At 60.7% G+C, this 5256-nt stretch carries 5 protein-coding genes; 2 read left to right on the plus strand and 3 right to left on the minus strand.

Annotated elements, in window-relative coordinates; translation table 11 throughout:
* Positions 1 to 1709, minus strand: a 1709-nt coding sequence (locus tag WA989_RS09870) for a CarD family transcriptional regulator (protein WP_424340330.1), incomplete at its 3' end; no start/stop codon positions are given.
* Between the two features lie 48 nt (positions 1710 to 1757).
* Complete coding sequence (locus WA989_RS09875) at positions 1758 to 2015, minus strand: succinate dehydrogenase assembly factor 2 (protein ID WP_424340331.1); 258 nt, start codon at positions 2013 to 2015, stop codon at positions 1758 to 1760.
* A gap of 75 nt (positions 2016 to 2090) precedes the next feature.
* Here WA989_RS09875 and recG point away from each other — a divergent pair, with 75 nt between their 5' ends.
* Entirely contained in the window at positions 2091 to 4154 is a 2064-nt protein-coding gene (gene recG, locus WA989_RS09880) for an ATP-dependent DNA helicase RecG (protein WP_424340332.1), read from the plus strand.
* Here the strand turns inward: recG and WA989_RS09885 are convergent.
* Entirely contained in the window at positions 4137 to 4850 is a 714-nt protein-coding gene (locus tag WA989_RS09885) for a DUF502 domain-containing protein (protein WP_424340333.1), read from the minus strand. The genes recG and WA989_RS09885 overlap by 18 nt on opposite strands.
* A 15-nt stretch (positions 4851 to 4865) precedes the next feature.
* Here WA989_RS09885 and WA989_RS09890 point away from each other — a divergent pair.
* The coding region (locus WA989_RS09890) for a phosphotransferase (protein WP_424340334.1) at positions 4866 to 5256 on the plus strand (391 nt) is incomplete at its 3' end.

Genomic DNA, 5256 nt, shown 5'->3' on the forward strand with positions numbered 1-5256 from the left:
ATATCGAGCAGTTCGGCCGCCATTTGGAGGATACGTTTCTTGGCGCGCGCCTTACGCGTCTGCCAGCCCACGCCGCCTAGCCGATCGATCGCGCTTTCCGCATCCTCGCTGCCATAGCGGCTGATGAGGTCGATATTCTCGACCGGCAGATAGATGCGGTCACCGCCCGCATAGGAGAGCTCCAGGCAGTCATGCGGCGCGCCGGTCAGTTCCAGTGTCTTGAGACCTTCATAGCGGCCGACGCCATGGTCCAGGTGGACGACAAGGTCACCTGTATTCAGAGAACCGGCCTCGGCGATGAAGTTGGCGGCCTTACGTTTGCGCCGCGGCGCGGCGAGCCGGTCACCGAGGATGTCAGGCTCGGAGACAATGGCGAGATCATCCGTTACGAAGCCCTGCTCAAGCGGCATTTCGCTGATGCTGAGGCCCGCTGATCTGGCTGCATCCAGTGAATAGGTCCGGGACAATGTCCCAAGACCATGATCTTCCATGACGCCGATAAGGCGATCGGCCGAGCCCGTCGTCCAGGCGCCAAGAATGACAGTCTTGTTTGCGTCTCGGAGCGCTCTGGTATGCTGGGCCGCTGCTTCGAAGACATTGATGTCCGGGCGGGCCCGCTCAGGCGCGAAATCACGCCCTTGTGCGCCGCCAAGATCAATGCCGCCCTCACCTGCGGCCGGATTGAAGCGGGCCACGCCGCGCGCGTTCAGGCTCGCTTCGAGTTCGCCAGGTTTGAGATACAGCACCTCAGGCGCGAGCACCCGGGCAGGCCGATCCTCGGTCGCTGCTTCCAGGCGCGCATTATAGTAGTCTTCGGCCTGAGAGAGCCGCTCGGAGCTGGCTTCAGGCGCGAGATATCCAAATCCGATCAGCGCTTCCTCACCCGCATAGTCGAACAGTGTGTCGAGGTGGTCGTGGAAGAGTGGCAACCAGTTTTCGAGGCCCTGCCGGCGGATCTGGGCGCGCGCCGCTTCATACATTGTGTCGCCTGCAGGCGCGCCAAGTGCGGCGAGGTATTTCTCGCGGAAAAGGGAGAGCGTTTCCTCAGAGAAAAGGATTTCGGACACAGGCGCGAGGACGGCTGATGTGAGATTTCGCGTCGAGACCTGGGTTTCCGGATCGAAGGCCTTGAGCCGGTCGAGCGTCGCTCCGAAAAGGTCGAGGCGGATGGGTTCAGGGCTGGTCGGCGGATAAATATCGATGATGCCGCCGCGGACCGAATATTCGCCACGCTCGGAGACGGTACTGGAACGGAAATAGCCATTCACTGCGAGATAGTCAGTCAGCGACTTTTCGTCGACATCTTCGCCGACGATGAGGGAGAAACTCGCCCGGCGCATGGTCTCGCGCGGCGGAACGCGCTGGACGAGCGAGGATGCCGTCGTGATCGCGAGGAGCGGCTTTCCGCCTTCATACTGGGCGAGGCGTGAGAGGGCGGCACATCGCACCGACGCAACAGCCGCGCTGGGGCTGACACGGTCATAAGGCAGGATGTCCCAGCCGGGCAGCAGGACGCGGTCCATGGCCGGAAAGTTGAACTCTGCAAGCTTCAGCGCGGTGGACGCAGCCTTGTCGTCGCGCGCAACATAAAGCCCGAGACCGCCGGTCTCCTGCAGGCTTTGCTGAAGCGCCAGCAGATCAAGCCCGAACGGCGCGCCTGAAATATTTGTCGGCGCAGAAAGCTTCGCGAGGGTCGAGGTCTTTGACATGGATCGGGATCGCGGAAAGCTGGCAGACGGGATGCGGGAGAGGTCGGACTAACCGCGCGGGTCGTACTTGAAGGACAGCAGCTGGTCCAGCACTGGCCCTGCATAATTTGGCGGAACAGACTTGTTGCCGATGATCCAGGCGTAGACCTCCCAATCCGGCGTCTGCAGAAGCCGCTCGAATTCATCGAGCTCGGCCGGTTCCATCCCGGCGAGGTTCGCGTTGGCGAACTGGCCCATGATCAGGTCCATTTCGCGGAAGCCCCGGCGCTGCGCCCTGAAAAGCAATTTGCGTCTTCTGTCGTCCATCATGTCCTCATCGTGCAGTTTGCATCGATACACCGATTGCAGGTGAAGCAGCATCGTCTAATGTCAACCTTGCCCATGCGTGACGAGCGACTCTTCCCCCTGTTCCAGCCGGTCGACAGTTTGCCGGGCATCGGACCGAAATTGCGGCCTGTCTTCGAGCGGCTGATTGGTGGTGATACGGTCTGGGACCTGCTCCTCCACTTGCCGAAGCGCTGGCTGGACCGGCGTGTGAAAGCGTCATTCGATGAGCTCGTGCCAGGCGAAGTCGCGACCGTGCAAGGCGAAGTACATTCCTATAAGGCGCCTTATGGCGACCGGGCGCCGCACCGAATCCAGATGTTTGACGGAACAGGTTTCCTGACGCTCACCTTCTTTCGAGCAGAGCCGCGCTGGCTGCAGGGCCAGTTTCCGATCGGCAAGGAACGGATTGTCTCAGGCCAGGTCGGCGAGTTTCAGGGGGAGCGGCAGATGTCGCATCCCGATTATATAATCGACCCCGCAAAGGGTGAGAGGCCCCCCGAAGTCGAGCCGATCTACAATCTGACGGCCGGACTGACGAACAAGAAGCTGCATTCGGCAACCAGTGCGGCGCTGGAGCTGGTTGAGCCCGAGCTACCAGAATGGATTTCGGCAGACGTGCTTCAGAAGAATGACTGGCCCGCTTTCAGGGAGGCTTTACATCTTCTCCATGCGCCGGCGGCATACGAGCCGGAGCGATTCGAGATCGCGCGCCAGCGTCTTGCCTATGACGAAGTGCTTGCACGTGAGCTGGTCTTCTCCATGGCACGGAAATCGCGCGCTGAGCGCCCTGCCCCGCCCCTCACATCGACGAATGACGGCCTGAACACGGTATCCAAAAGCCTGCCGTACAAGCTGACATCAGCGCAGGTCCGCGCTGTGAAGGATATCGTGGCTGATATCGAGCAGCCCCATCCAATGCGCCGTATGCTTCAGGGCGATGTCGGCTCTGGCAAGACGCTCGTGGCTGTTCTGGCGGCTGCGAAGGCTGTCAGCGCCGGCTACCAGGCCTGTTTCATGGCGCCGACGGAAGTACTTGCTCGCCAGCAATATGAGACTGTCGCGAACTTCCTGGCGCCGCTCGGCTATGAGGTGGTCGCCCTGACCGGGCGCGACAAGGGACGCGCCAGGGAGAGTGCCCTTATGGGGCTCGCGGATGGCTCGATCCAGATCGCTATCGGCACGCAGGCGCTGTTCCAGGAGTCGGTCCGCTTTAACGGCCTCGGCCTTATCATTGTGGACGAACAGCACCGCTTCGGCGTCGCCGACCGGATGAAGCTCGCCGGCAAGGCAGAGGCGCCGCATATGCTGGTGATGAGTGCGACGCCCATCCCGCGGACCCTCGCTCAGGCGGTTCATGGCGATCTCGATATTTCCATCCTCGACGAGAAACCTGTGGGACGCCAACCAATTGAGACACGGGTCGTTTCCGACATCCGCATAGAGGATGTGGTCGAAGCGGTCGGGCGCGCCGTGTCGAGGGGTGAGCGGGTTTTCTGGGTCTGTCCGCGCGTCGATGCCGATGATGACGACAGCTCGGCGGTCTACCGCGCGGCGGCCCTTAAAGACCGGCTCGGCGTCGATGTCGGGCTCGTCCATGGCCGACTGAAAGGCGAAGAGAAAGACGCTGCGCTGGAAGCTTTCCGCACCGGTGAAACCAGCATCCTCGTCGCGACGACCGTGATCGAGGTGGGCGTCGATGTTCCCGACGCTACCATCATGGTCATCGAACGGGCCGAAGGGTTTGGCCTTGCCCAGCTGCACCAGCTGAGGGGCCGTGTGGGGCGCGGTACGAAAAAGTCCTACTGCATCCTGCTGTACCGGCCACCGCTTGGAGAGCTGGCGCGAGAGCGTCTGGAAACGCTGCGGGGAACAGAGGACGGGTTCGAAATCGCGGAGGCCGATTTTCGGCTCCGTGGGCCGGGCGACCTTCTGGGTGTGCGGCAGTCAGGCGCCGTGGATTACCGCATTATTGATCTTTCGAAAGACGCAGACCTTATCGACATCGCTCGCCAGGATGCGCGTTATCTTGTAGAACGCGCCGGCAATGCGACCGAGGCCCGGCTGGACGCCCTGAGCCTGCTCAAAGACCTGTTCAGTCCGCTAAACCGTAATGGCTGACGATTGCTCGGCAGCCGGGTCGGGCAGTCTTTCAGGAACGATCAGGCCAGCGGAGAGGATCATTTTTGCGCCCTCTTCCACTGTCATTTCGAGATCAATGCACTCACTCTGGTGGACAAACATCAGGAAGCCGGAGGTCGGGTTGGGCGTCGTTGGTACGAATACGCCGATGAATTCGTCGCTCAGATTTTCCTTCACCTCGCCCTTCGCATTGGACGCGACAAAGCCGATGCACCAGCTGCCCTTCTTGGGATACTCGACCATGACAACACGGTCGTAAGACGCCTGCTGATTGTTCGCGAGCACCTCGGTGAGCTGCTTGAAGGCCGCGTAGACATTCCTCACGAGCGGAATTCGCGAGAGGATGCGGTCGGTCGCGCTGATCACGGACCGGCCGATCAGATTGGTCGCGATCGCGCCGAGAATCGTCAGCGCAATGATCATCACCAGAACGCCAAATCCCGGGATCGCATAATTCGTGTAGGTTTCCGGCTGGAGAATTGGCGGCAGGAGTGGTTTGACGCGGCTGTCGATAAAGTTGATCAGGAATTGCAGCACGAAGATCGTGATCGCGATCGGGGCGGCGATGACCATGCCCGCCAGGAATCGTCCACGAAGCCAGGCCCAAACGCTTATGCGCCTCGGCTTTGGCTCAATATCCATGATTCCACCGGGTTTTTTGCCTTTTTTGGCCATTCAAGGCGCTCCTGAGTGCGTCTGGTTGACGTTGAGTATGGCTTGGAAGTGATATGCTTTCCGTTAAATGTGGCCAAGATGAGTGACACGCAAGAATTTCAAAGCAGACTCGCCGATCTAATCCGCCGAATCTATTCCGGTTCCACAGAATTGGTGTCGGTCGACCGCCTGTCTGGTGGTGCAAGCCAGGAAACATGGCTTCTGAAGCTTGAGGGAACGGGGGTCCCTGATTCGCTGATCCTTCGGCGCGCACCGGATGTGACCCGTTCAGCGTCGTCGGCGACCGCTATCGGTCTTCCCAATGAAGCCAAAGTGATCCGGGCCGCCGAACAGGCTGGCGTTCCAGTGCCCGCCATCGTTCATGTGCTCGCAGAGGAGGATAGCCTTGGCGAAGGCTTTCTGATGG

This window comes from Henriciella sp., assembly GCF_049649345.1.
In the GTDB taxonomy this organism is placed as follows: Bacteria; Pseudomonadota; Alphaproteobacteria; order Caulobacterales; family Hyphomonadaceae; genus Henriciella.

Excerpts from the sequence above, each read along its gene's own strand:
- WA989_RS09875 (WP_424340331.1), bottom strand. The coding sequence starts at position 2,015 with ATGGACGACAGAAGACGCAAATTGCTTTTCAGGGCGCAGCGCCGGGGC.
- recG (WP_424340332.1), top strand. The coding sequence starts at position 2,091 with ATGCGTGACGAGCGACTCTTCCCCCTGTTCCAGCCGGTCGACAGTTTG.
- WA989_RS09885 (WP_424340333.1), bottom strand. The coding sequence starts at position 4,850 with ATGGCCAAAAAAGGCAAAAAACCCGGTGGAATCATGGATATTGAGCCA.